Source organism: Acidovorax sp. NPDC077693 (assembly GCF_044542805.1).
In the GTDB taxonomy this organism is placed as follows: domain Bacteria; phylum Pseudomonadota; class Gammaproteobacteria; order Burkholderiales; family Burkholderiaceae_C; genus Acidovorax.
Genome location: NZ_JBITVD010000015.1, coordinates 108,018 through 130,886, shown reverse-complemented (window position 1 = coordinate 130,886; position 22,869 = coordinate 108,018). Strand labels below are relative to the sequence as shown.

Below are 22,869 nucleotides of genomic sequence, written 5' to 3'. Positions count from 1 at the left end.
CTGAACGCCTATTTCCGCTGGACTTTTTTCCGAGACTCCCATGAACCGCCGCCTGCTTCCCCGTCTGCTGCTCACGCCAGCCATGGCCACGCTCTTCCTGTGGATGATCGTGCCGCTGGTGATGACGATCTACTTCTCGCTCATCCGCTACAACCTCATGCAGCCCGATCAGACGGGCTTTGCGGGGCTGGAGAATTTCGAGTACTTCGTCACCGACCCATCGTTCGGCGCGGCGGTGGTCAACACCGTCTTGCTGCTGGGCAGCGTGATCCTCATCACGGTGTTCTTCGGCGTGGCGATCGCGCTGCTCATCAACGAGCCGTTTCCGGGCCGGGGCATCGTGCGGGTGCTGCTGATATCGCCGTTCTTCGTCATGCCCACAGTGAATGCGCTGATGTGGAAGAACATGATGATGAACCCCATCTACGGCGTGCTCGCGCAGGTGTGGATCTTCTTCGGCGCGGCGCCGGTGGACTGGCTCACCGACCACCCGCTGTTCTCGGTCATCGTCATGGTGTCGTGGCAATGGCTGCCGTTCGCCACGCTGATCTTCATGACGGCGCTGCAGAGCATGAACCACGAGCAGCTGGAAGCCTCGCGCATGGACGGCGCCAATTACCTGCAGCAGCTGCGCTACCTGTACGTGCCGCACCTGGGCCGCTCGGTGGCCGTGGTGGTCATGATCGAACTCATCTTCCTGCTCAGCATCTTTGCCGAGATCTACACGACCACGGCGGGCGGGCCGGGCGATGCGAGCACCAACGTCACCTTCCTGATCTTCAAGCAGGCGCTGCTCAACTTCGACGCGGGCGTGGCCTCGGCCGGGGCGCTGTTCGCGGTCGTGCTGGCCAATATCGCGGCGGTGTTTTTGATCCGCATGGTCGGCAAGAACCTCGACAAATAAGACCAGAGGCACGGACATGACTGCAACCACCACACGACGCCGTTCCAACTTTCCGCTGGGCCTGCTGGCCCTGCGCACCGCTGCCGCCTGGGGCGTGGCGCTGCTGCTGTTCTTTCCGCTGGGGTGGCTGTTCCTCACGGCCTTCAAGACCGAGCTGCAGGCCATCGCGGTGCCGCCGCTGTTCGTCTTCACGCCCACGCTCGAGAACTTCCATGAAGTGCAAGAGCGCAGCGACTACCTGCTGTACGCCAAGAACTCGGTCATCACCAGCGTGCTGTCCACCCTGGTGGGGCTGATGCTGGCCGCGCCCGCGGCGTATGCCATGGCCTTCTTCAAGGGCAAGTACACCAAGGACATCCTGATGTGGATGCTCTCGACCAAGATGATGCCCGCCGTGGGCGCGCTGGTACCCATCTACGTGCTGGCGCAAAAGAGCCACCTGCTCGACACGCAACTCGCGCTGATCATCGTGTTCGCGCTGTCCAACCTGCCCATCATGGTCTGGATGCTGTACTCGCACTTCAAGGACATCCCGCACGAGATCCTGGAGGCCGCGCGCATGGACGGCGCCACGCTGTGGCAAGAGGTGCGCCTCGTGCTGCTGCCCCTGGGCATGGGGGGCCTCGCATCCACCGGCCTCCTGTGCCTGGTGCTGTCGTGGAACGAGGCCTTCTGGAGCCTGAACCTGAGCGCCGCCAAGGCCGGCACGCTGGCCACGCTGATCGCGTCCTACTCCAGCCCCGAAGGCCTGTTCTGGGCCAAGCTGTCCGCCGCGTCGCTGATGGCCATTGCGCCCATCGTGGTGTTCGGCTGGTTCAGCCAGAAGCAGCTCGTTCAGGGCCTGACCTTCGGCGCGGTCAAGTAAATCCGCAGCCTGTCTTCCCACAGTTTTTCAAGATTTCAGGAACCTGATTCCATGGCCTACCTTCAACTGCGCGGCATCGAAAAATTCTTCGGCGAGCACCGCGCCATCAAGGGCATCGACCTCACCATCCAGCAGGGCGAGTTCATCGTCTTCGTCGGCCCGTCGGGATGCGGCAAATCCACGCTGCTGCGGCTGATCGCGGGGCTCGAAGCCATCGACGGCGGCTCGCTGATGCTCGACGGCCGTGACATCACGGACCAGCCGTCGAGCAAGCGCGACCTGGCCATGGTGTTCCAGAGCTACGCGCTGTACCCGCACATGAGCGTGTACGAGAACATGAGCTTCGCGCTCAAGCTCGCCAAGGTGGACAAGCAGGTGATCGACGACAAGGTGCAGAACGCCGCGCGCATCCTGAACCTCACCAGCTACCTGCAGCGCACGCCCAAGGAGCTGTCGGGCGGCCAGCGCCAGCGCGTGGCCATCGGCCGCGCCATCGTGCGCGCGCCCAAGGTGTTTTTGTTCGACGAGCCGCTGTCCAACCTCGACGCCGCGCTGCGCGGCCAGACGCGGGTGGAGATCGCCAAGCTGCACCGCGACCTGGGCGCCACCACCATCTACGTGACGCACGACCAGGTCGAGGCCATGACGCTGGCCGACCGCGTGGTGGTGCTGCGCGACGGCGTGATCGAGCAGGTGGGCACGCCGCTGGAGCTGTACGACAAGCCCGCCAACCAGTTCGTGGCCCAGTTCATCGGCACGCCGCAGATGAACGTGGTGCCCGTGGACAAGCTGCCCCAGCCCGTGCAGCAGCAGGCGCCCACGGCCCGCGACGGCGCCGCCGTGGGCGCCATCGGCCTGCGCCCCGAGAACATCACCGTGCGCCACACCGGCGCCACGCCCGTGGGCGGCCAGGTGGACCTGATCGAAGCGCTGGGCGCCGAGACGCTGATCTACGTCAGCACGCCCGGCGGCGCGCAGTTCGTCTCGCGCCAGAACGACCGCACGGGCCTGCGCGCAGGCGATGCGGTCAGCCTGGACATCGATGCATCGCACGCGCACTGGTTCGACACCGCCGGCCGCGTCGTGGCGGGCCACGCAGCATGAGTGCGGCGCAGACTTTGCAAGGGCAGGTGGCGGCGGTCACCGGCGCTGCCTCGGGCATCGGGTTCGCCAGCGCCAAAGCGATGGCCGATGCCGGCGCGCGCGTGGTGCTGATCGACCGCGACGAGGCCGCGCTGGCCAAGGCCTGTGCCGCCATCGGCCCCAGCGCCTTGCCGCTGGTGCTGGACCTGCTCGATGCCAAACAATGCGCCAGCCTGCTGCAGCGCACGTTGGCGCTCGCGGGGCAGCTCGACATCTTCCACGCCAACGCCGGGCTGTATGTGGGCGGCGACTTGGTGGATGCCGACCCCGATGCCATCGACCGCATGCTCAACCTGAACGTCAACGTGGTGATGAAGAACGTGCACAACGTGCTGCCCCACATGATCGAGCGCGGCCGGGGCGACATCATCGTCACCAGCTCGCTGGCCGCGCATTTCCCCACGCCGTGGGAGCCCGTCTACGCGTCGTCCAAGTGGGCCGTCAACTGCTTCGTGCAGACCGTGCGCCGCCAGGTCTTCAAGCACGGCATCCGCGTGGGCTCCATCTCGCCCGGGCCCGTCATCACCTCGCTGCTGGCCGACTGGCCCGCGGAAAAGCTCGCCGAGGCCAAGGCCAGCGGCAGCCTCATCGAGGCCTGCGAAGTGGCCGACGTGGTGCTCTTCATGCTCACCCGCCCGCGCGGCATGACCATCCGCGACGTCGTGATGATGCCCACGAATTTTGATCTCTGAATACCCGTCTTCACGCACCATGAATTTCATCCTGCATCTGGGCCTGGGCTCCTTCCACCGTGCCCACCAGGCCGTCTACGTTCACCAGCTGCGCCAGCAAGGTGACACGGGCTGGGCCATCGCGGGCGGCAACCTGCGCCCCGACATGGCCGACACCATCGCGGCCCTGCAGGCGCAGGGCGGCCGCTACACGCTCGAGACCGTCACGCCCCAGGGCGAGCGCAGCTACACCGTCATCGAATCCATACAGCGCGTGATCCCCTACCAGGACGACCTGGCCCCGCTGATCGCTGCGGGCGCCGACCCCGCCACGCGCATCATCAGCTTCACGGTGACCGAGGCGGGCTACTACCTCGATGCCCAGAACCAGCTCGACTGGTCCACGTTTGCCGACCTGCGCGCCGACCTCGCGGCCGTGAAAGCCGGCCAGGCGGGCCACACCATCTACGGCGGCCTCGTCAGCATCCTGCGCGCGCGCATGCGCTCGGGCGCCGGCCCCGTCACGCTGATGAACTGCGACAACCTGCGCCACAACGGCGACCGCTCGCGCGGTGGTCTGCTGCAGTTCATCGACGCGCTGGGCGACGCAGAGCTCAAGGCCTGGGTGGTGCAGCACACCAGCAGCCCCAACGCCATGGTCGACCGCATCACCCCACGCCCCACGCCCGACGTGGCCGAGCGCGTGCGCGCAGCCACCGGCTGGGACGACAAGGCGGCGCTGATGGGCGAGAGCTTCATCCAGTGGGTCATCGAAGACGACTTCATCGCCGGCCGGCCCGACTGGGAGACCGTGGGCGTGGAGATGGTGCAGTCGGTGCAGGCGCATGAAGAGGCCAAGATCCGCCTGCTCAACGCCACCCACAGCTGCATTGCCTGGGCCGGCACGCTGGCGGGCTACCAGTACATCCACGAAGGCACGCACGACGCCGCCATCCGCCAGATGGCCTACGACTACGTCACCGACGACGCGATCCCCGTGTTGCTGCCATGCCCCATCGACCTGCAGGCCTACCGCGATGTGGTGCTCGACCGCTTCGGCAACCCCGCCATCGCCGACACCAACCAGCGCGTGGCCATGGACGCGTTCTCCAAGATCCCCGGCATGATCGCGCCCACCATCCGCGACAAGCTGGCGCAGAGCGCACCGTTCGACAGCGTGGCCATGCTGCCCGCGCTGTTCCTGGCCTACCTGCAGCGCTGGCACGCGGGGCAGATCCCCTACACCTACCAGGACCAGGCCATGGACCCGGCCGCGGCGCACGCCATCTGCGACGCCGCAGACCCGGTCGCCGCGTTTGCCGCGGACACGGTGCTGTGGGGCGAGATGGCATCGCACCCGCGCCTGGTCGAGACGCTGCGCAGCGCCTATGCCCGCGTGCAGGCCTTTGCGGCCGGGCGTGCCGAGCCCGGGGCTTTGGTGTAAGTTGAACGCCCCGCCCACCGGAACGACGCCATGACCGTGAAGACGCCCGTCTCGCCACGCCAGACCAAGCCCGAACTGGAGCACGACTATGTGCGCTCGACCGAGCTGGGCTACGAGCCGCCGGACACCGCGGGCTTCATCCGCTGCCTGTCGCACGGGTTTCCCACGCCGCTGGCGCGCTGGCACTACCACGACGAGTACGAGCTGCACCTCATCACCGCGACGTCGGGCAAGGTGTTCGTGGGCGACTGGATCGGGCAGTTCCAGCCCGGCCACCTGGTGCTGACCGGCCCGCGCCTGCCGCACAACTGGATCAGCATGGACCTGCCCGAAGGCGGCGTGCCGCTGCGCGACCTGGTGATCCAGTTCTCGCACGCGCCGCTGGTGGCCAGCAGCGAGAGCATCCCCGAGCTGCGCGAGGTGCTGCCCCTGCTGGAGCGCGCGCGCCACGGCATCGAATTCTTCGGCATGGAGTCGCAGGCGCAAGAGCACTGGCACCGCATCAAGGCGCGCCAGGGGCTGGCCCGGTTCGGTGCGTTCTGCGAGTTCCTGAGCGACCTGGCACGCTGCACCGACTTTCGCCTGCTGTCGAGCACGCAGCTGCAAAGCGAGGACAACGATGCGCAGCTGGACCAGATCAACGCCATCGTGAGCCGCATCACCGACCACCTGGCCGAGCCGCTGGCCGCCGCCGACCTGGCGCAGGAGCTGGGCATGACGGAAAGCCGCTTCTCGCGCTTCTTCCGTCGGGCCACGGGCAATACCTTCACCGACTTCGTGAACCTGGTGCGCGTGAACCGTGCCTGCCAGCTGCTCATGGAGTCCGACCGCTACATCACCCACATCGCGTACGACGTGGGCTTCAACAACATGGCCAACTTCAACCGCCGCTTCCTGGACGTCAAGGGCATGACCCCGAGCGAGTTTCGCAAGCAGGGGGCAGGGCGGTTCGGGAAGGTGTGAGATGGGGGGGCGTTCGTCGTGCCGTCCGTGGCACGGTAGGTGGTGCAGGAAGCCCTCGATCCACACCCACCGTTCGGGCTGAGCTTGTCGAAGCCAGGGCGCACCCCGCACCGCCGCCAACCCTTCCCAGACCACGCACCCATCCCAACCCCACCATGTACCTCGGAATCGATTTGGGCACCTCCGGTGTCAAGCTCCTGCTGCTCGACGCATCGCAGACCGTGCTGGCCACGGCCGACGCTGCCGTGCCCCAGCACCGCCCGCAGCCCACCTGGAGCGAACAGCACCCGGCCGATTGGCTCACCGCCACCGAAAGCGCCGCGGCCCAGCTGCGCGCCCAGGTGCCTGCAGCGTGGGCGCAGGTGCGCGGCATCGGCCTGTCGGGCCACATGCATGGCGCCGTGGTGCTGGGCGCGCAGGGCCAGGTGCTGCGCCCCGCCATCCTGTGGAACGACGGCCGCGCCAGCGCCGAATGCGCGCAGCTCGAAGCCGCCGTGCCCGCATCGCGCCAGATCACCGGCAACCTCGCCATGCCCGGCTTCACCGCGCCCAAGCTCCTGTGGCTGCGCACGCACGAGCCCGAGGTCTTCGCCAGGATCGAACAAGTGCTGCTGCCCAAGGACTGGCTGCGCCTGCAGCTCACCGGCACGGCGGTGAGCGACATGTCCGATGCGTCCGGCACGCTGTGGCTCGACGTGGGCCGGCGCGACTGGAGCGACACGATGCTGCAGGCCAGCGGCCTCACCCGCGCGCACATGCCTGCTCTGGCCGAAGGCAGTGCGGCCAGCGGCGTGCTGCGCGATGACGTGGCCCGGCGCTGGGGGCTGCCCCTGGGTGTGGTGGTGGCCGCCGGTGCGGGCGACAACGCCGCCAGCGCCGTGGGCGTGGGCGCGCGGCAGGCGGGGCAGGGCTTTGTGTCGCTGGGCACCTCGGGCGTGGTGTTCCGTGTGACGGACGCTTTTGCGCCCGCCACCGACCGCGCGGTGCACGCGTTTGCCCATGCGCTGCCGGGGCGCTGGCACCACATGTCCGTCATGCTGAGCGCGGCCAGTGCGTTCGGCTGGGTCACCCGCCTCACCGGGCAGGCGAGCGAGGCGCACCTGTCGGCCGCCGTGGGTGTGCTGTCGGCAGTACGCCAGGCGCAGGCGCCCCTTTTCTTGCCGTACCTGAGTGGCGAGCGCACGCCGCACAACAACGCCGCCGCCACTGGCGTGTTCATGGGGCTCCGGGCCGAGCACGATGCGGCCGACCTGGCCTACGCCGTGATGGAGGGCGTGGGCTTTGGCCTGCTGGACGGCCTCAACGCCATGCGCGCCGCGCGCACGGCCCCGTCGACCGATGCAGATAGTGCCGCCCTGGCCCTGGTGGGCGGCGGCGCCCGCAGCGACGCCTGGGCGCAAATGCTGGCCAGCGGCCTGGGTTGCGTGCTGCACCGCCCGATGGGTGCGCACGCCGCGGCTGCGCTGGGTGCCGCGCGGCTGGCGGCCATGGCCTGCGGCGCCAATGACGACAGCGACGACAGCGACGGCAACGACGGCCATGAGGCGCATTGGTGCCAGCCGCTGCCCGCCGACGCCACCTTCACCCCGCAGGCCGCGCAGCAGGCGCTGCTGGCCGAACGCTACGCCCGCTTCGTGGCCCTGTACCCCGCGCTGCAGTCGCAGTTCTGATCGCGTCCTTGTTTGCCTTTCATTCGCCCTGCCATGTCATCTTCTGCTCCTTCCTCCTCCATGCCCGTTGATGCGCCTGCCGTCCAGGTCGCCGTGGCCGGCGAGGCCTTGATCGACCTGATCCGCAACCCCGACGGCACCTACCTGCCGTGCCTGGGCGGTGCGCTGTACAACCTGTGCCGCGCGCTGGCGCGCCAGGGCGTGGGCACGCAGTACCTCAACCCGCTGTCGCGCGACCGGTTCGGCCGCGAGCTGGCGGCGCAACTGCAGGGTGACGGCGTGCACCTGGCGCAGCCTGACCCCGTGCAGCAGGTCACCTCCTTGGCCGTGGTCAACCTCGACGCGCAGGGCCACCCCGACTACGCGTTCTACCGCGACGGCGTGGCCGACCGCGCCGTGTCGGCCCACGGGCTGACAGCCGCATGCAGCGCCTTGCCCGCGCTGCAGCTGGTGTGCACCGGCGCCCTGGCGCTGGACGCGCGCGATGCTGCGGTCTACGTGCCGTGGCTGCAGGCGCAACGCGCTGCGGGGCACTGCGTGGTGGTCGACGCCAACCTGCGCCCGTCCGTCATGCCCGACCTGGCCGCCTACCGCGCGCAGGTGCACGCGGCACTGGCCGAGGCCGACATCATCAAGGCCAGCGACGAAGACCTGGACCACCTGCACGTGCCCGGCGCCGATGCACTGGCCCGCGCACGCCACCTGCTGGCCGCCAACCCCCGCGCCGTGCTGATGGCGCTGACCCTGGGCGGCGAGGGCGCCTGGCTGCTGCACAAGAACGGCGGCCAGTGGTTCGCCAAAGAGGCCCAGCCCCTGGCCGTGGTGGACACGGTGGGCGCGGGCGACAGTTTTCTGGCGGGCTTGCTCGCGCACCTGCTGCAGCGGTCCCGGGCGGAAGGGATGGCTGGCGTGGGCTTTGCGGCGTGGCTCAATGGCCTGTCAGCAGATGCGTGCCAGGCAGCACTGCTGCACGCCCTGGCCAGCGCCAGCCTGTGCGTGATGGAGCGCGGGTGCGTGCCGCCCAGCTGGCAGGCGGCACAGGCGCGGGCCGCGCAGCACCCGGCGCTGGTGCGGTAGCACGCGGCGATTTCTAATGAAAAGTGGCCCTGCCGCTCGATGAGAAAGCGGTAGCAGCTATTAATTCAATAGCAATTGCCGTCCGCTGGAAAGGGCTGTGATCTGCCGGTCACAGCTCCTGCGCATACACGATGAAGCCGTGGTGCTTGGCCATCTTGTCGTACAGCATGCGCCCGGCCGCATTGGTCTCGTGCGTCTGCCAATACACGCGCGACGACCTGGCAGCCCGCGCTGCGGCGTACACCGCGTCGATGAGCGCCCGCCCCACGCCCCGGCCCCGCGCGGCCTCGCGGGTGAACAGGTCGCTCAGGTAGCACACGGGCTCGATGCGGGTCATGCTGCGGTGGAACACGCAGTGCGCCAGGCCCAGCAGCTCGCCGCTGGCGTCGTCCTGTGCGACCAGGCACAACATCGGCTCTGCCGCGTCATGAAACCGCTCCCATGTCGTGGCGGTGATGTGTTCAGGCAGGGCAGTGGCGCCAAAGCGGCCATAGAACCCGTTGTAGCCGTCCCAGAGTGGGCGCCAAGCGGCGTAGTCGGCAGGTTGCACGGGGCGCACGGAAACAGCGGAGGTCATGGTCGGCGTCTCAAGAAATAAGGACGCCGCCATTGTGCGGGCGCACCGCTATGGCGGCGCTGCCCATGCCGTCTTTATGCCGCCTGTAGCACCCGCCCCGGGTTCATGATCCCCTGCGGGTCCAGCGCCGTCTTGATGGCGCGCATCATGCCCAGCGCCACCGGCGACTGGTACTTGGCCAGCTTGTCGGCCTTCAGTTCGCCAATGCCGTGCTCTGCCGAGAACGAGCCGCCGAACTCCGCCACGGCTTCGTAGACCAGGTGGTTCACCTGCGCTTCGTGGTCGCGCAGGAAGGCCTTGGTATCGCCCTCGGCCGGGGCCTGCACGTTGTAGTGCAGGTTGCCGTCGCCCAGGTGGCCGAAGTTGACCAGGCGCACGCCCGGGATCTCGCGCTGCAGCACCGCGTCGGTGTGCGCGACGAACGCGGGGATGCGCGAGATCTGCACCGAGATGTCGTGCTTGATGTTCAGGCCCTCTTCGGCCTGGGCGAGCGGAATGTTCTCGCGGATGTGCCAGAGCTGGTTCGCCTGCGTGAGGTTCTCGGCCACCACGGCGTCGGCCACGCAGCCCGCTTCGAACGCGGTTTCCAGCAGCGATTCGAAGCGGCCACGCGCGTGTTCTTCGGATTCGCTGTCGGAGTTTTCGAGCAGCACGCACCAGGGCGCGTTCTCGTCGCCGAGGAAGGGCACGCGCAGCTGCGGCATATGCTTGCCCACCAGGCTGAGCGCGAACTGGCCCATCACCTCGAAGCCGGTCAGGCCCGCACCCAGCTGCTTGTGTGCCAGGCCCAGCAGTTCGACCGCGTGCTCCATCGACGGCACGGCAGCCCAGGCGGTAAGGCGTGCGGCGGGTGCGGGGTAGAGCTTGAGCGTGGCGGCGGTGATGATGCCCAGCGTGCCTTCGCTGCCGATGAAGAGGTCGCGCAGGTCGTAGCCGGTGTTGTCCTTGCGCAGGCCCTTGAGGCCGTCCCACACTTCGCCCTGCGGGGTGACGACTTCGAGGCCCAGGCACAGCTCGCGGGCGTTGCCGTAGCGCACCACCTGCGTACCGCCGGCATTGGTGCCCAGGTTGCCGCCGATGGTGCAGCTGCCCTCGGCCGCGAGTGACAGCGGGAAGAGCACGCCCGCCTTCTCGGCCACGTCCTGCAGGTTCTGCAGGATGCAGCCAGCCTCCACCGTCATGGTGAGGTTGTCGGTGTCCACGCTGCGCACCGCGTTCATGCGCGTGAGGCTCAGCACGACTTGCGTGCCCGAACCGTCGGGCGTGGAGCCCACGGCCAGGCCGGTGTTGCCGCCCTGCGGGACGATCGCCGTGCCGCTGGCGGCGCAGGCCTGGACCACGGCGGCCACTTCGGGCGTGCTGGCGGGGCGCACCACGGCCAGGGCCTTGCCGCGCACACGGCGGCGCCAGTCCTGCTCCCAGGCGGTGAGGTCGCCTTCGGTGATCACATGGGCGGGGCCGACGATGGCGCGCAGGGTGTCAAGTAACGTGGTCATGGCAGAGCTTCTTCAAGAATCAGGAACAGGAGGGCCGCTCGCGGGGTCAGGCGGCGGCTGCCGCAGCGGCCTTTGCATTGCGCTGACGCAGCCGCACGTGCAGTGTGCAGGCGGTGAACAACACCAGGCACAGCGCCACCTCGGCCCAGGCGAGCCACTGCGACGGCGGCTTGTCGGTCCAGCCGCGCACCACGCCTTCGGTGAAGTACAGCCAGATCACCAGGCTGACCCAGCGGTAGGTGTACATGCGGTTCTTGAGCACGCCGGCGAGCGGGATGCACAGCGGCAGCGCCTTGAGCGCCAGCCACGAGCCGCCGGGGCGCAGCGGTGCCAGCACCAGCTCCCAGGCCAGGCACAGCGCGATCAGCGCCAGCAGGCAGCCGGTGGCCACCCAGCGCGTGGCGGCCACGGCGTTGTCGGCGGGAGGCGCGGGCACGGGAGCGGCGGCTGGGGCGGCAGGAGCGGCGGGGGTAGCGGGGTTAGCGGGGTTAGCGGGGGAGGGGGTCATTGGGGTGGCATCATATCGGTCATGCCCTTTTCCTTACAGGCAGTAGCGTCGCGCGCCGAAGCGCTGATGACCGAGCTGTCGCACTTTCCCTGGCGGACCACCGCGCAGACCCTGCGCGAGCGGTTCCGCGAAGACCACCTGGGCCTGACCGCCAGCAGCCTGACATTCACCACCATTTTGGCGCTGGTGCCGTTCTTCACCGTGGCGCTGGCGGTGTTCACCGCGTTCCCCATCTTCGGCAAGCTGCAGGACGCGCTGCAGGGCTGGCTGGTCACGAGCCTGGTGCCCGACAGCATCTCGCGCCAGGTGCTGGGCTACCTGAACCAGTTCGCCGCCAAGGCCAGCGGGCTGGGGGTGGCGGGTTTCTCGATCTTGCTGGCCACGGCGCTGGCGCTGATCCTCACCATCGACCGCACGCTCAACGACATCTGGCGGGTGCAGCGGCTGCGGCCGCTGGGCCAGCGGGTGCTGATCTACTGGGCGGCCATCACGCTGGGCCCGCTGCTGATGGGCGCGAGCCTGGCGGTCACGTCGTATGTGATGTCGGCCTCGGGCGGGCTGGTGCGGCGCCTGCCGGACGGGGTGCAGCTGCTGTTCGACTCCATCCAGTTCGTGGTGCTGGCGGGCGGCATGGCGTCGCTGTACCACTATGTGCCCAACACGCCGGTGAAGTGGCGGCACGCATGGACGGGCGGCTTCTTCGTGTCGGTGTGCATCGAGCTGGCCAAGAAGGTGCTGGCGCTGTACCTGGGCAGCGTACCGACCTACTCGGTGGTGTACGGCGCATTCGCCACGCTACCCATCCTGCTGGTGTGGATCTACGTGGCCTGGGTCATCGTGCTGCTGGGGGCGGTGGTGACGGCCTACCTGCCCAGCCTGCTGGCGGGCGTGGCGCGGCGTGCCACGGTGGCGGGGTGGAATTTTCAGCTGGCCATCGAGGTGCTGCAGGAGCTGCATCGCGCGCGCAGCCAGCCCATGAAGGGCCTGCGGCCGAGCCAGCTGGCGCAGCTGCTGCGGGTGGACGTGCTGCAGCTCGAGCCCGTGCTGGAGGCGCTGACCGCGCTGGACTGGGTGGGCGAGCTGACCGAAGCCGCCGTGAGCGCGTCGGACGTGCCCGAGCCGCGCTGGGTGCTGCTGGCCGACCCCGCCCACACCCTGCTGGCCCCCTTGGCCGAAAAGCTGCTGATCGAGCGCGCGCCGAGTCTGGCGCCATTGTGGGAGCGCTCGGGGCTGGACCGGATGCGCATGGCAGACGTGCTGGGGGATGCAGCGGCCGATGCGGTGGTGGCAGCGCTGACCGCGCCGGCGCCACGTCCTTTTCAGTCGTTTGCTATCAAATAAATAGCTGGTGGCGCTCTATGGACAAGCGGTAGGGGCTGTTTTGATGCTTCAGAATGGCACCTTGCCCGTCCAGATGTCCTTGTACATCACCCAGTCGCCCATGAAGCTGTAGAGCGGCCGCTTGAAGCTGGCGGGCTTGTTCTTCTCGAAACCAAAATGCCCGATCCACGCAAACCCGTAGCCGCACAGCAGGCCGTACAGCAGGTACTGGGGCTGGCCCGTGACCGCCAGCGCGGCCAGAAACGCCAGGCTGAGCGTGGAGCCCACGAAGTGCAGGCGCCGGCAGGTGCGGTGGCTGTGCTCGCTGAGGTAGAAGGGGTAGAACTGCGCAAAGCTCTTGAAGCTGCGCGGGTCGGTGCCGGCAGCAGGGGCGGGCTTGGGTGCCGGCGTGGCGTCAGGCGTAGCTTCAGGCGTAGGGGTGGGGGCGCTGACATGCATCGTTGTCTCCTGGTGGTGGTCCACGGCCTGTCACCGACGCTCTTGCGCAATCGCTGCAGGCTCTGTGCGCTTTATACGCCTGCGCGCCCGCCGGCGGGTGCCGCCTTGGAGACGCGGGCAGGGCGGCGATCAAGCGCTGGCTGGCCCGTCCCACGCTGTCCGTCCACAACAACACCACTTCCAGGTTTGGAGCGAATGTCTTGAATGCCGCCCGATGACCAACAGCCTGCCCGCCGACTCCGTGCCTTCCCATCCGCCTGCCAGTGCCTTCGCATCCCAAGACGCTGGCAGCACCGTCCAACCCAGCCCTGCCCCCCGCATCTCTGTGGACCACGGCCCCCACCGCGAGCACGCCATCGACGCGCTGCGCGGCTTTGCGCTCCTGGGCATCCTCATCGTCAACTCGGGCAGCTTCGCGTCCACCTACTTTGGCCTGGGCGTGTTCGAGCCCGCGTTCTCCCGGCCTGTGGACCACGCGGTGCGCTGGCTGGTGAGCTTCTTCTTCGAAACCAAGTTCTACCTGCTGTTCTCGCTGCTGTTCGGCTACAGCTTTGCGCTGCAGATGGAGTCGGCCGAGCGCAGCGGCGCCGCGTTCGGGCCGCGCATGCTGCGCCGCCTGCTGGGCCTTGGGCTGCTGGGCGTGGCGCATGCGTGGCTGCTGTATGCGGGCGACATCCTGGTGACGTATGCCGTGCTGGGTTTGATGCTGCTGGCGCTGCACAAGCTGCGGCCGGGCACGGCGGTGGCACTCGCCTTGATGTTGCTGGCGCTGGTGTCGGCGAGCTGGGGGTTGATCGCCTGGGGCTTTGCGCAGGCGCCCATGGCAGAGGTGCCGCTGGCAGAGCTGCAGGCCAAGGCGCAACTGGCGGCCGATGCCTACCGTGCCAGCGCGCTGGACGCCATGGCTCAGCGGGGGCGCGACATGGCCGACGGTGTGTGGTTCGTGCTGGTGTTCGTGCAGGGGCCGTGCGCGCTGGCGATGTTTTTGCTGGGGCTGGCGGCGCGGCGCTCGGGGTATCTGGCCGCCGTGGCGCAGCAGCCTGCGCGGCTTGTGCGCTGGATGTGGTGGTGTCTGCCGATCGGGTTTGCGGGGGCTTTTGTGTACGCCTGGGGGCAAAGCGGCGGCACCCGCCAGAGCGACCATGTGTCGGCCGCTGCGCTCGCGGTCGATCTGGCCACCTCGCCGTTCCTCAGCCTGGGCTATGCGGCTGCGCTGCTGTGGGCGCTGCAGCGCGGGCCTCTGGGCCGGCGGCTGGGCGCAGCCCTGGCGCCAGCCGGCCGCATGGCGCTGTCGAACTACCTGCTGCAGTCGGTGGTGGGCGCCGTGGTGTTCACAGCCTATGGCCTCGCGCTGGTGGGGCGGGTGTCGCCGCTGGTGGTGCTGCTGGGCTGCGTGGCGCTGTACGCGGCGCAGCTGGCCATCAGTCGCCGCTGGATGGCCGGGCACGCCTACGGGCCGGTGGAGTGGGGCCTGCGCGCAGTCACCCTGCTGCGCAGGCCCGCGTGGCGCCGTGAGGGCCCGCAGGGGCCGTGACGGCTACTTCGCGAGAAAGTCGCGGATCGCCATCAGCGTCTCGTCGGGTGCCTCGCTCATCTGGTTGTGGCCCACGGGCAGGCTGGTGGTCTGCACCGCCTTGCCGGCGGCGCGCGCGGCGGCCACCAGGCCCTGGGCGGCCTTGGGCGCGGTCATCTGGTCCTGCGCGCCCAGGGCGAACAGCACCGGGCACTGCACGGCCGCCATGGCCTGCTCGCCGTTGGCATAGCTGTCGCACGCCACGAATCCGCGGTGGAACACGTTGACGGCAGTGTTGCTGCGCAGCACCTTGCGGCCCAGCGCCATGCCGGCGTTGTAGACCCAGAAGCCCGCGCCCGACGGCGGCGCCAGCGTGCTGCGCGAGAACACGTTGACCATGCGCAGCGCCTTCTCGGGCTCGTTCAGCGCGGCGTCGATCAGCGCGGGCGACACCTTCATCGGGTAGGCCGTGCCCACCAGCACCAGGTGGCTCACGCGCGTGCCCAGGCGGGCTGCGGCCTCCAGCGCGATCAGCGAGCCGAAGCTGTGTCCCACCAGCGCCGCGCGCTGCAGGCCCGCCGCATCGAGCAGGGCGGCGATGAAGTCCGCGCCGGCCTCCACGCTGGCCGGCGCCTCGCCGGCGCTGCGGCAGTGGCCGGGCAGGTCCACCGCCAGCACGTTCCAGCCATGGTGGGCCATGTAGCGGCTTTGCAGGGCCCACACGCTGTGGTCGTTCAACACGCCGTGGATGAACACCACGGTGGGCTTGGCGGCGTCGAAGGGTTTGCCGCCGGTGTAGCAGTAGGTGGTGCTGCCGTTGACTTGGATCTGCATGGTGTTCAGGCCCCCGCTTTTTCTGCGGCCTTGAGCGCGCGCTTCAAGTCGTCGATCAGGTCGTCGGCATCTTCGAGGCCGATGGACAGGCGGATCGTGCCCTGCGTGATGCCGGCGTTCACCAGCGCCTCGTCGCTCATCCGGAAGTGCGTGGTGCTGGCCGGGTGGATCACCAGGCTGCGGCAGTCGCCCACGTTGGCCAGGTGGCTGAAGACCTTGAGCGTCTCGATGAACTTCTTGCCCTGCTCGCGGTTGCCCTTGAGGTCGAAGCTGAACACCGAGCCCGCGCCGCGCGGCAGCAGCTTTTGCGCCAGGGCGTGGCTTGCATGCGACTCCAGCATGGGGTGGCCCACGCGCGAGACGAAGGGCTGGCTGGCCAGGAACTCGACCACGCGCGCGGTGTTGCGCATGTGCCGCTCCATGCGCAGCGGCAGGGTCTCGATGCCCTGCAGGATGAGCCAGGCGGTGTGCGGGCTCATGCACGCGCCGAAGTCGCGCAGCCCCTCGCGCCGCGCGCGCAGCAGGAACGCGCCCACCGAGCTTTCCTCGCTGAACACCATGTTGTGAAAGCCCGGGTAGGGCGCGGTGAGTTCGGCGAACTTGCCCGCCGAGCGCGGGCCGTCCCAGTCGAAGCTGCCGCCATCGACCACGATGCCGCCCACCACTGTGCCGTGGCCCGACAGGAATTTGGTGGCCGAGTGGTAGACCAGGTCGGCACCCAGCTCCAGCGGCTTCATGAGCCAGGGCGAGGTGAGGGTCGAGTCCACCAGCAGCGGCACGCCCGCCTCGTGCGCGATCGCGCTGATGGTGGGGATGTCCAGCACATCGAGGCCCGGGTTGCCCACCGTCTCGCCGAAGAAGAGCTTGGTGTTGGGCCGCACGGCGGCGCGCCAGCCGTCGATGTCGCCGGGCTTGACGAAGGTGGTGTCGATGCCGAAGCGCGACAGCGTGTAGTGCAGCAGGTTCTGCGATCCGCCGTACAGCGCCGTGCTGGCCACGATGTGGCTGCCCGCACCCATCAGCGTGCAGATGGCCAGGTGCAACGCTGCCTGCCCGCTGGCGGTGGCAATCGCCCCCACGCCGCCTTCCAGGGCCGAGACGCGCTGCTCGAGCACCGCGTTGGTGGGGTTGCTGATGCGGCTGTAGACGTGGCCGGGCCGCTCCAGGTTGAAGAGCGAGGCCGCGTGGTCGCTCGACTCGAACACGAACGACGTGGTCAGGTGGATGGGCACGGCGCGTGCGCCGGTGGCGGGGTCGGGCGTGGCGCCAGCGTGCAGCGCAAGCGTGTCGAAGCCAGGGTCGGAGTAGCCGGGCATGTGGTTTGTCTCCCAGAGGGTCAGGCGGATGTTCTGAATCCATGCCCCGCACAGTTGCTTGCGGGACAGGGCACGCGGCATTGTGGGCTATATTTGGTGGCAGACCTGTGCAGCGCGCGACGCGCTCTTTTCGCCTTCCCGGAGACCTACACCATGAAAGTCAGCGACATCCTTCGCGTCAAGGGCAACACCTTGTACACCGTCACCCCCGAGGAGCCGCTGGCCGACGCCGTGAACCTGATGGCCGAGCGCGACATCGGCTCGCTGGTGGTCATGGAGCTGGGCGACCTGGTGGGCATGCTCACCTTCCGCGAGGTGATCCAGGCCATCGTGAAAAACGGCGGCAGCGTGGGCACCATGCAGGTCCGCTCGGCCATGGACGATGCGCCCCTGACCTGCACGATGGAAACCGAGATGGACGAAGTGCGCCGCATGATGCTGGACCGCCACGCACGCTACATGCCGGTGATGGACCGCCGCATGCTGATGGGCGTGATCAGCTTCTACGACGTGGCCAAGGCCGTGGTGGACAGCCAGAACTTCGAGAACAAGATGCTCAAGGCCTACATCCGCGACTGGCCCGAGGACGAATCCGGCGGCTGATGCCGGGGGGCAGGGCATTGCCCCTGCACCCTGCGGCCCCGGCCTTGTTGTTCGCGGGCCGCGGTGGCGTCTTCGTCAGCGCTTGTGCGGCGCCTGCGCGCACAGCCAGGCCTCGATCTCGTCGGGCGGCATCGGCTTGCCGAACAGGTAGCCCTGCATCACCGGGCACCCGTGGGCCTGCAGCCACTGCTGCTGGCCGGGTGTCTCCACCCCTTCGGCCACCACCGCCATGCCCAGGCTGTGGGCAATGCTCAGCACCGACACCGTGAGCGCGCGCGCCGTGGGGCTGGTGGTGAGGTCCCGCACGAAGGCCATGTCCAGCTTCAGCTCCGAAATCGGCAGGCGGTGCAGGTAGCTCAACGACGAGTAGCCGGTGCCGAAGTCGTCCAGCGACAGCCTGAACCCCCGGCTGTGCAGGGTGTCGATGTTGGTCCGCGTCATGGGGCGCGCGTCCATCATCACGCTTTCGGTGATCTCCAGCAGCACGTCGCCGGTGCGCAGGCCGTGGCGCGCCAGCGCCTCGCAGACCTGCTGCGCGAACTCGGGCTGGTGAAAGCTGCGCCCCGACAGGTTGACCGCGACGCAGGGCACGTCATGCCCCGCGGCACGCCAGGCGGCCAGCTGTGCGCAGGCCTGGTCGAGCAGCCACAGCGTCAGCTCGTGGATCAGCCCCGCCTCTTCGGCCACCGCGATGAACCGGCCGGGCGGCACCATGCCCCAGTCGGCATGGTGCCAGCGCGCCAGCGCTTCCACCCCATGCAGGGTGCCGGGTGAGCTGCTGAGCACCTGCGGCTGGTAGTGCAGCGTGATGCCGCTGCGCTCGGCCATCGCCTGGCGCAGTGCGCGCTCCACGGCCACGCGCTCCTGGGCGTGCCGGTTCATCTCGGCACTGAACAGCTGCAGGCTGTGCCGGTGGTCGCTCTTGGCCTGGTACATCGCCTGGTCGGCGTGGCGCAGCAAGGTGTCGATGCTTTCGCCGTCGCCGGGGAACATGGCGATGCCGATGCTGGCGTGGCAGACGTGCGCCTGGCCCTCGATGTCCATGGGCGCTGCCACGGCCTCCAGCAAGGAGCGGGCCGTCTGCACGGCGCGGTCGGTGTCGCATTCGGGCAGCAGCAGCACGAACTCGTCGGCCGCCAGACGGCCGATCAGGTCGTGCTCTCGCAGCGCACGGGACAGCCGCCGGGCGACCTCGCACAGCACGGCGTCTCCGGCAGCGTGCCCTTGGGTGTCGTTGACCTGCTTGAACCGGTCCAGGTCCACGAACAGCACGGCGCCGCCGTGCCGGGCAGCCTGCAGCTGGGCGAGCCGGTGCTCTGCGCTGTCGTGGAACAGTGCGCGGTTGGGCAGACCGGTGAGGGCGTCGAAGAACGCCAGCTGGTGCAGGCGCTGGCGGGTGGCGTTGCGCTCGATGGCCAGTGCGCACAGGTGCAGGCACATGTCCACCAGCCGCTCGTGCAGGGCATCGGGCTGGCGGGGCTCGCGAAAGTAGAACGCGAGCGTGCCGGCGACCTTGCCCTGGTGGTCGCAGATGGGGCTGGACCAGCACGCCTTGAAGCCGCTGGCGAGGTAGAGCGCGCGGTCCTGGTCCGTCCACAGCGGGTCGGTCGCGATGTCGGTGGTGAGCACCGGCTCGCGCCGGTAGGCGGCGGTACCGCACGAGCCGGCACTGGGGCCGATGGGCAGGCCGTCGATGGCCCGGCTGATGGCGGCGGGCAGGCCCGGTGCGGCCAGCGGGCGCAGACGGCCCTGGTCGTCCACCGCCAGCACCGAGGCCGTGACCTCGGGGGCGATGCGTTCCACCTCGTCGCACAGCAAGGCCATGAGCCCGGACAGGGGCAGCTCGTTGACCAGGCCTTCCAGCACGCGCTTTTGCAGCATCTCGTGCATCTTGGTGAGCGTGATGTCGGTGAGGATGGTGATGCTGCCGCCGGGCCCGCCCGAGGCCTCGTCGGAGGCATTGATCATCATCGACACCCAGCGCGGCTGGCCCGACTTGCTGTACAGCAGCGTCTCCACATGGAACGAGCCGCTCGTGCCCAGGCTGCCGCGGATCTGCCCGAGCAGGTCGGGGTCGGAGCGCGGGCCGATGAGCACGTGGCTGAGGTTGCGCCCCAGCACTTCGTGGGCTTCAAAGCCGAACAGGCGGGCGAAGCCCTCGTTCACATACACCACCAGCCGCTCGCTGTTGCTCATCACGATGGCGTTGTCGCTGTCGTCGAGCGCCTTGCGCAAGGGCGCATCGGCCAGCCAGGCGGTGGGGGAGGGGCTTGGGATGCCGGGGCTCGGCGGGGCGGAGGTGGGCATGGAGGTCCCGGTGATCGTGCTGCGATGCTAGCAAGCGCGCAGGACAATGCCAAGGCCGCCTGCGTGGCGGCGCGTTGGCGCGGCGCGCCCAGGCCACACCCGGACTTTGGCGGCCTCTGCTCTGGGATAATCCTGCGCCATGAGCGGCAATACCTTCGGATCCCTATTCGCAGTCACCAACTTTGGTGAATCCCACGGCCCGGCCATTGGCTGCGTGATCGACGGCTGTCCGCCCGGCATGCTGCTGACCGAGGCCGACATCCAGGCCGACCTGGACCGGCGCCGCCCCGGCACCAGCCGCCACGTCACCCAGCGCAACGAGCCCGACGCGGTGGAGATCCTCTCGGGCGTGTACGAGGGCAAGACCACCGGCACGCCGATCGCGCTGTTGATCCGCAACACCGACCAGCGCAGCAAGGACTACAGCAACATCGCCGAGAGCTTTCGCCCCGGCCATGCCGACTACACCTACTGGCACAAGTACGGCATCCGCGACCCGCGCGGCGGCGGCCGGTCGTCGGCGCGCCTGACAGCGCCCACCGTGGCCGCCGGCGCCGTGGCCAAGAAGTGGCTGGCGCAGCGCTACGGCGTGCAGTTCCGGGCGTGCATGACGCAGCTGGGCGAGCTGGCCATTCCGTTCGAGAGCTGGGACCACGTGCGCAGCAACCCCTTCTTTGCCCCCGTGGCCGACGTGGCGCAGTACGAGGACTACATGGACGCGCTGCGCAAGGCGGGCGATTCGTGCGGGGCCCGCATCCGCGTGCAGGCCACCGGCGTGCCCGTGGGCCTGGGCGAGCCGCTGTACGACAAGCTCGACGCCGACATCGCCTACGCCATGATGGGCCTCAATGCCGTCAAGGGCGTGGAGATCGGCGCCGGCTTTGCCAGCGTGGCGCAGCGCGGCACCACCCACGGCGACTCGATGACGCCCGGCGGCTTTCGCACCAACAACTCCGGCGGCGTGCTGGGCGGCATCAGCACCGGGCAGGACCTGGAGGTGAGCATTGCCATCAAGCCCACCAGCTCCATCATCAGCCCGCGCGAGTCCATCGACGTGCACGGCCAGAGCACCGAGGTCATCACCAAGGGCCGCCACGACCCCTGCGTGGGCATCCGCGCAGCACCCATCGCCGAGGCCCTGCTGGCGCTGGTGGTGATGGACCACGCACTGCGCCACCGCGCACAGTGCGCCGACGTGGCGCCGCCCGTGCCGCCGATCCAGGCGTCGTTCCTGTAGCCGCGGCGCAGCGTCGCCGCACCTTGGCGTCGGGCGGACCATGGCGGCTGGGCGTGCAGGAATGCGCGCCCTTTTTTTATTCGGTTGAGCAACAAAGGCACACCCATGCGCAGATTGAAGGCACAGGCATCCGTGGGGTCGGGATGGGCGCGCAGCGCCGCGGCGTGGGCGGCGGCAGGCGCTGCGGGCGCCTTGCTGGCGGGCTGCGGCACGGTGGCGCCCCCGCCGGGGCAGGCATTGCCCGACCACATCGACATCACGCTCATCGGCTTCAACGACCTGCACGGCAACATGGAGCCGCCCCGCATGGCGCACACGGTGCAGACGGCGTCCGGGCCGGTGGCGGTGCCTGCGGGCGGCATGGCGTATTTCGCGAGCGCCATGGCCTCGCTGAAGTCCCGCAACCCGCACCACGCGGTGGTGTCGGCGGGCGACATGGTGGGCGCATCGCCCCTGGTGTCGTCGCTGTTCCTCGATGAGCCCACCATCGAGGCCGTCAACGCGATGCACATCGACTTCAACGCCGTGGGCAACCACGAGTTCGACCGCGGCTGGCGCGAGCTGCTGCGGCTGCAGCAGGGTGGCTGCGAGAAGTTCACCGCCCGCCAGCCCTGCCAGATCAGCCAGCCCTTCACCGGCGCGCGTTTCGGGTTTCTGGCGGCGAACACTGTGCGGGTGGAAGACGGCCGCACGCTGCTGCCCGCCACCGGCATCAAGCGCTTCACGCAGGGTGGTGCCACCGTCACGCTGGGCGTGATCGGCCTGACCCTGCGCGCCACGCCCACCATGGTGAGCCCGTCGGGCGTGGCGGGCCTGCGCTTCGAGGACGAAGCGGCCACGGCCAACGCGCTGATCCCGCAACTGCGCGCCAAGGGCGCCGACGTGATCGCCGTGGTGATCCACGAAGGCGGCAACACCACGGCCGGCGTAGAAGCCACCAGCTGCGCAGGCCTGTCGGGCGACATCGTGCCCATCCTGGAACGCCTGGACCCTGCGGTGGACGTGGTGGTCTCGGGCCACACGCACCAGGCCTATGTGTGCGACTACGGCACGGTGAACCCGGCCAAGCCCTTCCTTTTGACCAGCGCGGGCCAGTACGGCACGTTGCTCACCGACATCGCGCTGCGCGTGGACACCCGCACCCGCCGCGTGGTGAGCAAATCAGCGCGCAACGTCATCGTGCAGAGCGAGGCCTTCACCGGCAGCCAGGGGCGCGTGGACATGACGGCCGCGGTGCCGTCGTTCACCGCCGACCCGGTGGTGCAAAAAATCGTCGACACCTACCGCACAGCCGCCGTGCCACTGGCGCAGCGCCCGGTAGGGCAGGCGGCGGGGCCGATGCGGCGTGTGCCCACCCCATCGCTGGAGAGCACGCTGGGCAACCTGGTGGCCGATGCACAGTTGGCGGCCACGCAGGCCCCGGAGCAGGGCGGGGCGCAGCTGTCGTTCATGAACCCGGGCGGCCTGCGGGCCGACCTGGTGCCGGATGAACAGGGCCTCGTGCGCTACGGGCAGTTGTATGCGGTGCAGCCGTTCGGCAACCAGCTGGTGGTGAAGACCTTCACCGGCGCGCAGATCAAGGCGGTGCTGGAGCAGCAGTTTGCGAGCGGCACCAACACCGTCCAGCGGCCCCGCGTGCTGTCGGTGTCCGCAGGGTTCGCCTACCAGTTCGACCGGACCCAGCCGCCCGGCGCGCGCATCAGCCAGGTGGTGCTGCACGGCGTGCCGCTGCAGGACGACACCCCCGTGCGGGTGGTGATGAGCAGCTACCTGGACAGCGGCGGCGACAACTTCACCGTGCTGACCGAAGGCCGCGACCGCCTGGTGGGCGGGCTGGACCTGGATGCGCTGGAAGCCTACTTCCGCACGCGAAGCCCGGTGGCGGTGCCCGCCACGGACCGTATCCGGTCGGCTGCAGACACCGCACCTGCGGGACCACCGGCGCGCTGAGGCGGGCGCGGG

General features: G+C 69.1%; 20 protein-coding genes. 13 read left to right on the top strand and 7 right to left on the bottom strand.

What is annotated here, in order from left to right; genetic code table 11:
- Positions 1-40: 40 nt before the first annotated feature.
- The 8 genes from ACIGHN_RS20910 (at position 41) to ACIGHN_RS20875 (ending at position 8,737) form a co-directional block, all read left to right on the top strand.
- A complete protein-coding gene (locus ACIGHN_RS20910) occupies positions 41-904 on the top strand; it encodes a carbohydrate ABC transporter permease (RefSeq protein WP_056163511.1) in 864 nt (287 codons plus the stop codon).
- A 16-nt stretch (positions 905-920) separates the two neighbouring features.
- Complete coding sequence (locus tag ACIGHN_RS20905) at positions 921-1,769, top strand: carbohydrate ABC transporter permease (protein ID WP_056163515.1); 849 nt, start codon at positions 921-923, stop codon at positions 1,767-1,769.
- Positions 1,770-1,820: 51 nt separating this feature from the next.
- Positions 1,821-2,873, top strand: a complete 1,053-nt coding sequence (locus tag ACIGHN_RS20900) for an ABC transporter ATP-binding protein (RefSeq protein WP_056163517.1) — start codon at positions 1,821-1,823, stop codon at positions 2,871-2,873.
- Positions 2,870-3,604 (top strand): SDR family oxidoreductase, encoded by a 735-nt coding sequence (locus ACIGHN_RS20895; RefSeq protein WP_396505818.1) that lies wholly within the window; start codon positions 2,870-2,872, stop codon positions 3,602-3,604. The genes ACIGHN_RS20900 and ACIGHN_RS20895 overlap by 4 nt, the downstream gene beginning before the upstream one ends.
- Before the next feature lie 19 nt (positions 3,605-3,623).
- A complete protein-coding gene (dalD, locus tag ACIGHN_RS20890; protein ID WP_396505817.1) occupies positions 3,624-5,027 on the top strand; it encodes a D-arabinitol 4-dehydrogenase in 1,404 nt (467 codons plus the stop codon).
- A gap of 30 nt (positions 5,028-5,057) precedes the next feature.
- The gene (locus tag ACIGHN_RS20885) at positions 5,058-5,990 is read left to right on the top strand and encodes an AraC family transcriptional regulator (RefSeq protein ID WP_056163527.1); all 933 of its coding nucleotides are present in this window, start codon (positions 5,058-5,060) and stop codon (positions 5,988-5,990) included.
- Positions 5,991-6,145: 155 nt separating this feature from the next.
- Positions 6,146-7,660 (top strand): xylulokinase, encoded by a 1,515-nt coding sequence (gene xylB / locus ACIGHN_RS20880; protein ID WP_396505816.1) that lies wholly within the window; start codon positions 6,146-6,148, stop codon positions 7,658-7,660.
- Between the two features lie 33 nt (positions 7,661-7,693).
- Positions 7,694-8,737 carry a PfkB family carbohydrate kinase gene (locus ACIGHN_RS20875; RefSeq protein ID WP_396505815.1) on the top strand — a complete coding sequence of 348 codons (1,044 nt, stop codon included), beginning with the start codon at positions 7,694-7,696 and terminating at the stop codon, positions 8,735-8,737.
- A 109-nt stretch (positions 8,738-8,846) separates the two neighbouring features.
- Here the strand turns inward: ACIGHN_RS20875 and ACIGHN_RS20870 are convergent, their stop codons facing one another.
- The 3 genes from ACIGHN_RS20870 to ACIGHN_RS20860 form a co-directional block, all read right to left on the bottom strand.
- Complete coding sequence (locus ACIGHN_RS20870; protein WP_396505814.1) at positions 8,847-9,314, bottom strand: GNAT family N-acetyltransferase; 468 nt, start codon at positions 9,312-9,314, stop codon at positions 8,847-8,849.
- A gap of 74 nt (positions 9,315-9,388) precedes the next feature.
- A complete protein-coding gene (locus tag ACIGHN_RS20865; protein ID WP_396505813.1) occupies positions 9,389-10,810 on the bottom strand; it encodes an FAD-binding oxidoreductase in 1,422 nt (473 codons plus the stop codon).
- Positions 10,811-10,856: 46 nt separating this feature from the next.
- A complete protein-coding gene (locus tag ACIGHN_RS20860; protein WP_396505812.1) occupies positions 10,857-11,318 on the bottom strand; it encodes a DUF2069 domain-containing protein in 462 nt (153 codons plus the stop codon).
- 21 nt (positions 11,319-11,339) lie between these two features.
- On the opposite strand from ACIGHN_RS20860, the gene ACIGHN_RS20855 reads away from it, so the two are divergent.
- Positions 11,340-12,659 carry a YihY family inner membrane protein gene (locus ACIGHN_RS20855; protein WP_396505811.1) on the top strand — a complete coding sequence of 440 codons (1,320 nt, stop codon included), beginning with the start codon at positions 11,340-11,342 and terminating at the stop codon, positions 12,657-12,659.
- 48 nt (positions 12,660-12,707) lie between these two features.
- Here the strand turns inward: ACIGHN_RS20855 and ACIGHN_RS20850 are convergent, their stop codons facing one another.
- Positions 12,708-13,097, bottom strand: a complete 390-nt coding sequence (locus ACIGHN_RS20850; protein ID WP_396505810.1) for an Mpo1-like protein — start codon at positions 13,095-13,097, stop codon at positions 12,708-12,710.
- A 214-nt stretch (positions 13,098-13,311) separates the two neighbouring features.
- Here ACIGHN_RS20850 and ACIGHN_RS20845 point away from each other — a divergent pair, with 214 nt between their 5' ends.
- On the top strand, positions 13,312-14,631 hold the full coding sequence (locus ACIGHN_RS20845) for a DUF418 domain-containing protein (protein WP_396505809.1): 1,320 nt from the start codon (positions 13,312-13,314) through the stop codon (positions 14,629-14,631).
- A gap of 3 nt (positions 14,632-14,634) precedes the next feature.
- Here the strand turns inward: ACIGHN_RS20845 and ACIGHN_RS20840 are convergent, their stop codons facing one another.
- Together ACIGHN_RS20840 and ACIGHN_RS20835 are read right to left on the bottom strand one after the other, a co-directional pair.
- Positions 14,635-15,444 (bottom strand): alpha/beta fold hydrolase, encoded by an 810-nt coding sequence (locus ACIGHN_RS20840; protein WP_396505808.1) that lies wholly within the window; start codon positions 15,442-15,444, stop codon positions 14,635-14,637.
- Positions 15,445-15,449: 5 nt separating this feature from the next.
- Positions 15,450-16,760, bottom strand: a complete 1,311-nt coding sequence (locus tag ACIGHN_RS20835) for an O-acetylhomoserine aminocarboxypropyltransferase (RefSeq protein ID WP_396505807.1) — start codon at positions 16,758-16,760, stop codon at positions 15,450-15,452.
- Positions 16,761-16,913: 153 nt separating this feature from the next.
- Between ACIGHN_RS20835 and ACIGHN_RS20830 the strand changes: the two genes are divergently transcribed.
- The gene (locus tag ACIGHN_RS20830; RefSeq protein WP_056163554.1) at positions 16,914-17,363 is read left to right on the top strand and encodes a CBS domain-containing protein; all 450 of its coding nucleotides are present in this window, start codon (positions 16,914-16,916) and stop codon (positions 17,361-17,363) included.
- 75 nt (positions 17,364-17,438) lie between these two features.
- On the opposite strand, the gene ACIGHN_RS20825 is transcribed toward ACIGHN_RS20830, so the two are convergent.
- Positions 17,439-19,670, bottom strand: coding sequence for an EAL domain-containing protein (locus tag ACIGHN_RS20825; protein ID WP_396505806.1), 2,232 nt, complete (start codon positions 19,668-19,670; stop codon positions 17,439-17,441).
- 139 nt (positions 19,671-19,809) lie between these two features.
- Here ACIGHN_RS20825 and aroC point away from each other — a divergent pair, with 139 nt between their 5' ends.
- Positions 19,810-20,907, top strand: coding sequence for a chorismate synthase (aroC, locus tag ACIGHN_RS20820; RefSeq protein ID WP_056413400.1), 1,098 nt, complete (start codon positions 19,810-19,812; stop codon positions 20,905-20,907).
- 105 nt (positions 20,908-21,012) lie between these two features.
- Entirely contained in the window at positions 21,013-22,857 is a 1,845-nt protein-coding gene (locus ACIGHN_RS20815; protein WP_396505805.1) for a bifunctional metallophosphatase/5'-nucleotidase, read from the top strand.
- Positions 22,858-22,869 lie beyond the last annotated feature (12 nt).

Excerpts from the sequence above, each read along its gene's own strand:
- ACIGHN_RS20850 (WP_396505810.1), bottom strand. The coding sequence starts at position 13,097 with ATGCATGTCAGCGCCCCCACCCCTACGCCTGAAGCTACGCCTGACGCC.
- ACIGHN_RS20865 (WP_396505813.1), bottom strand. The coding sequence starts at position 10,810 with ATGACCACGTTACTTGACACCCTGCGCGCCATCGTCGGCCCCGCCCAT.
- ACIGHN_RS20905 (WP_056163515.1), top strand. The coding sequence starts at position 921 with ATGACTGCAACCACCACACGACGCCGTTCCAACTTTCCGCTGGGCCTG.
- ACIGHN_RS20900 (WP_056163517.1), top strand. The coding sequence starts at position 1,821 with ATGGCCTACCTTCAACTGCGCGGCATCGAAAAATTCTTCGGCGAGCAC.
- ACIGHN_RS20835 (WP_396505807.1), bottom strand. The coding sequence starts at position 16,760 with ATGCCCGGCTACTCCGACCCTGGCTTCGACACGCTTGCGCTGCACGCT.
- xylB (WP_396505816.1), top strand. The coding sequence starts at position 6,146 with ATGTACCTCGGAATCGATTTGGGCACCTCCGGTGTCAAGCTCCTGCTG.
- ACIGHN_RS20875 (WP_396505815.1), top strand. The coding sequence starts at position 7,694 with ATGTCATCTTCTGCTCCTTCCTCCTCCATGCCCGTTGATGCGCCTGCC.
- aroC (WP_056413400.1), top strand. The coding sequence starts at position 19,810 with ATGAGCGGCAATACCTTCGGATCCCTATTCGCAGTCACCAACTTTGGT.
- ACIGHN_RS20830 (WP_056163554.1), top strand. The coding sequence starts at position 16,914 with ATGAAAGTCAGCGACATCCTTCGCGTCAAGGGCAACACCTTGTACACC.
- ACIGHN_RS20870 (WP_396505814.1), bottom strand. The coding sequence starts at position 9,314 with ATGACCTCCGCTGTTTCCGTGCGCCCCGTGCAACCTGCCGACTACGCC.
- ACIGHN_RS20895 (WP_396505818.1), top strand. The coding sequence starts at position 2,870 with ATGAGTGCGGCGCAGACTTTGCAAGGGCAGGTGGCGGCGGTCACCGGC.
- ACIGHN_RS20855 (WP_396505811.1), top strand. The coding sequence starts at position 11,340 with ATGCCCTTTTCCTTACAGGCAGTAGCGTCGCGCGCCGAAGCGCTGATG.
- ACIGHN_RS20845 (WP_396505809.1), top strand. The coding sequence starts at position 13,312 with ATGACCAACAGCCTGCCCGCCGACTCCGTGCCTTCCCATCCGCCTGCC.
- ACIGHN_RS20815 (WP_396505805.1), top strand. The coding sequence starts at position 21,013 with ATGCGCAGATTGAAGGCACAGGCATCCGTGGGGTCGGGATGGGCGCGC.
- ACIGHN_RS20885 (WP_056163527.1), top strand. The coding sequence starts at position 5,058 with ATGACCGTGAAGACGCCCGTCTCGCCACGCCAGACCAAGCCCGAACTG.
- ACIGHN_RS20840 (WP_396505808.1), bottom strand. The coding sequence starts at position 15,444 with ATGCAGATCCAAGTCAACGGCAGCACCACCTACTGCTACACCGGCGGC.
- dalD (WP_396505817.1), top strand. The coding sequence starts at position 3,624 with ATGAATTTCATCCTGCATCTGGGCCTGGGCTCCTTCCACCGTGCCCAC.
- ACIGHN_RS20910 (WP_056163511.1), top strand. The coding sequence starts at position 41 with ATGAACCGCCGCCTGCTTCCCCGTCTGCTGCTCACGCCAGCCATGGCC.
- ACIGHN_RS20825 (WP_396505806.1), bottom strand. The coding sequence starts at position 19,670 with ATGCCCACCTCCGCCCCGCCGAGCCCCGGCATCCCAAGCCCCTCCCCC.
- ACIGHN_RS20860 (WP_396505812.1), bottom strand. The coding sequence starts at position 11,318 with ATGACCCCCTCCCCCGCTAACCCCGCTAACCCCGCTACCCCCGCCGCT.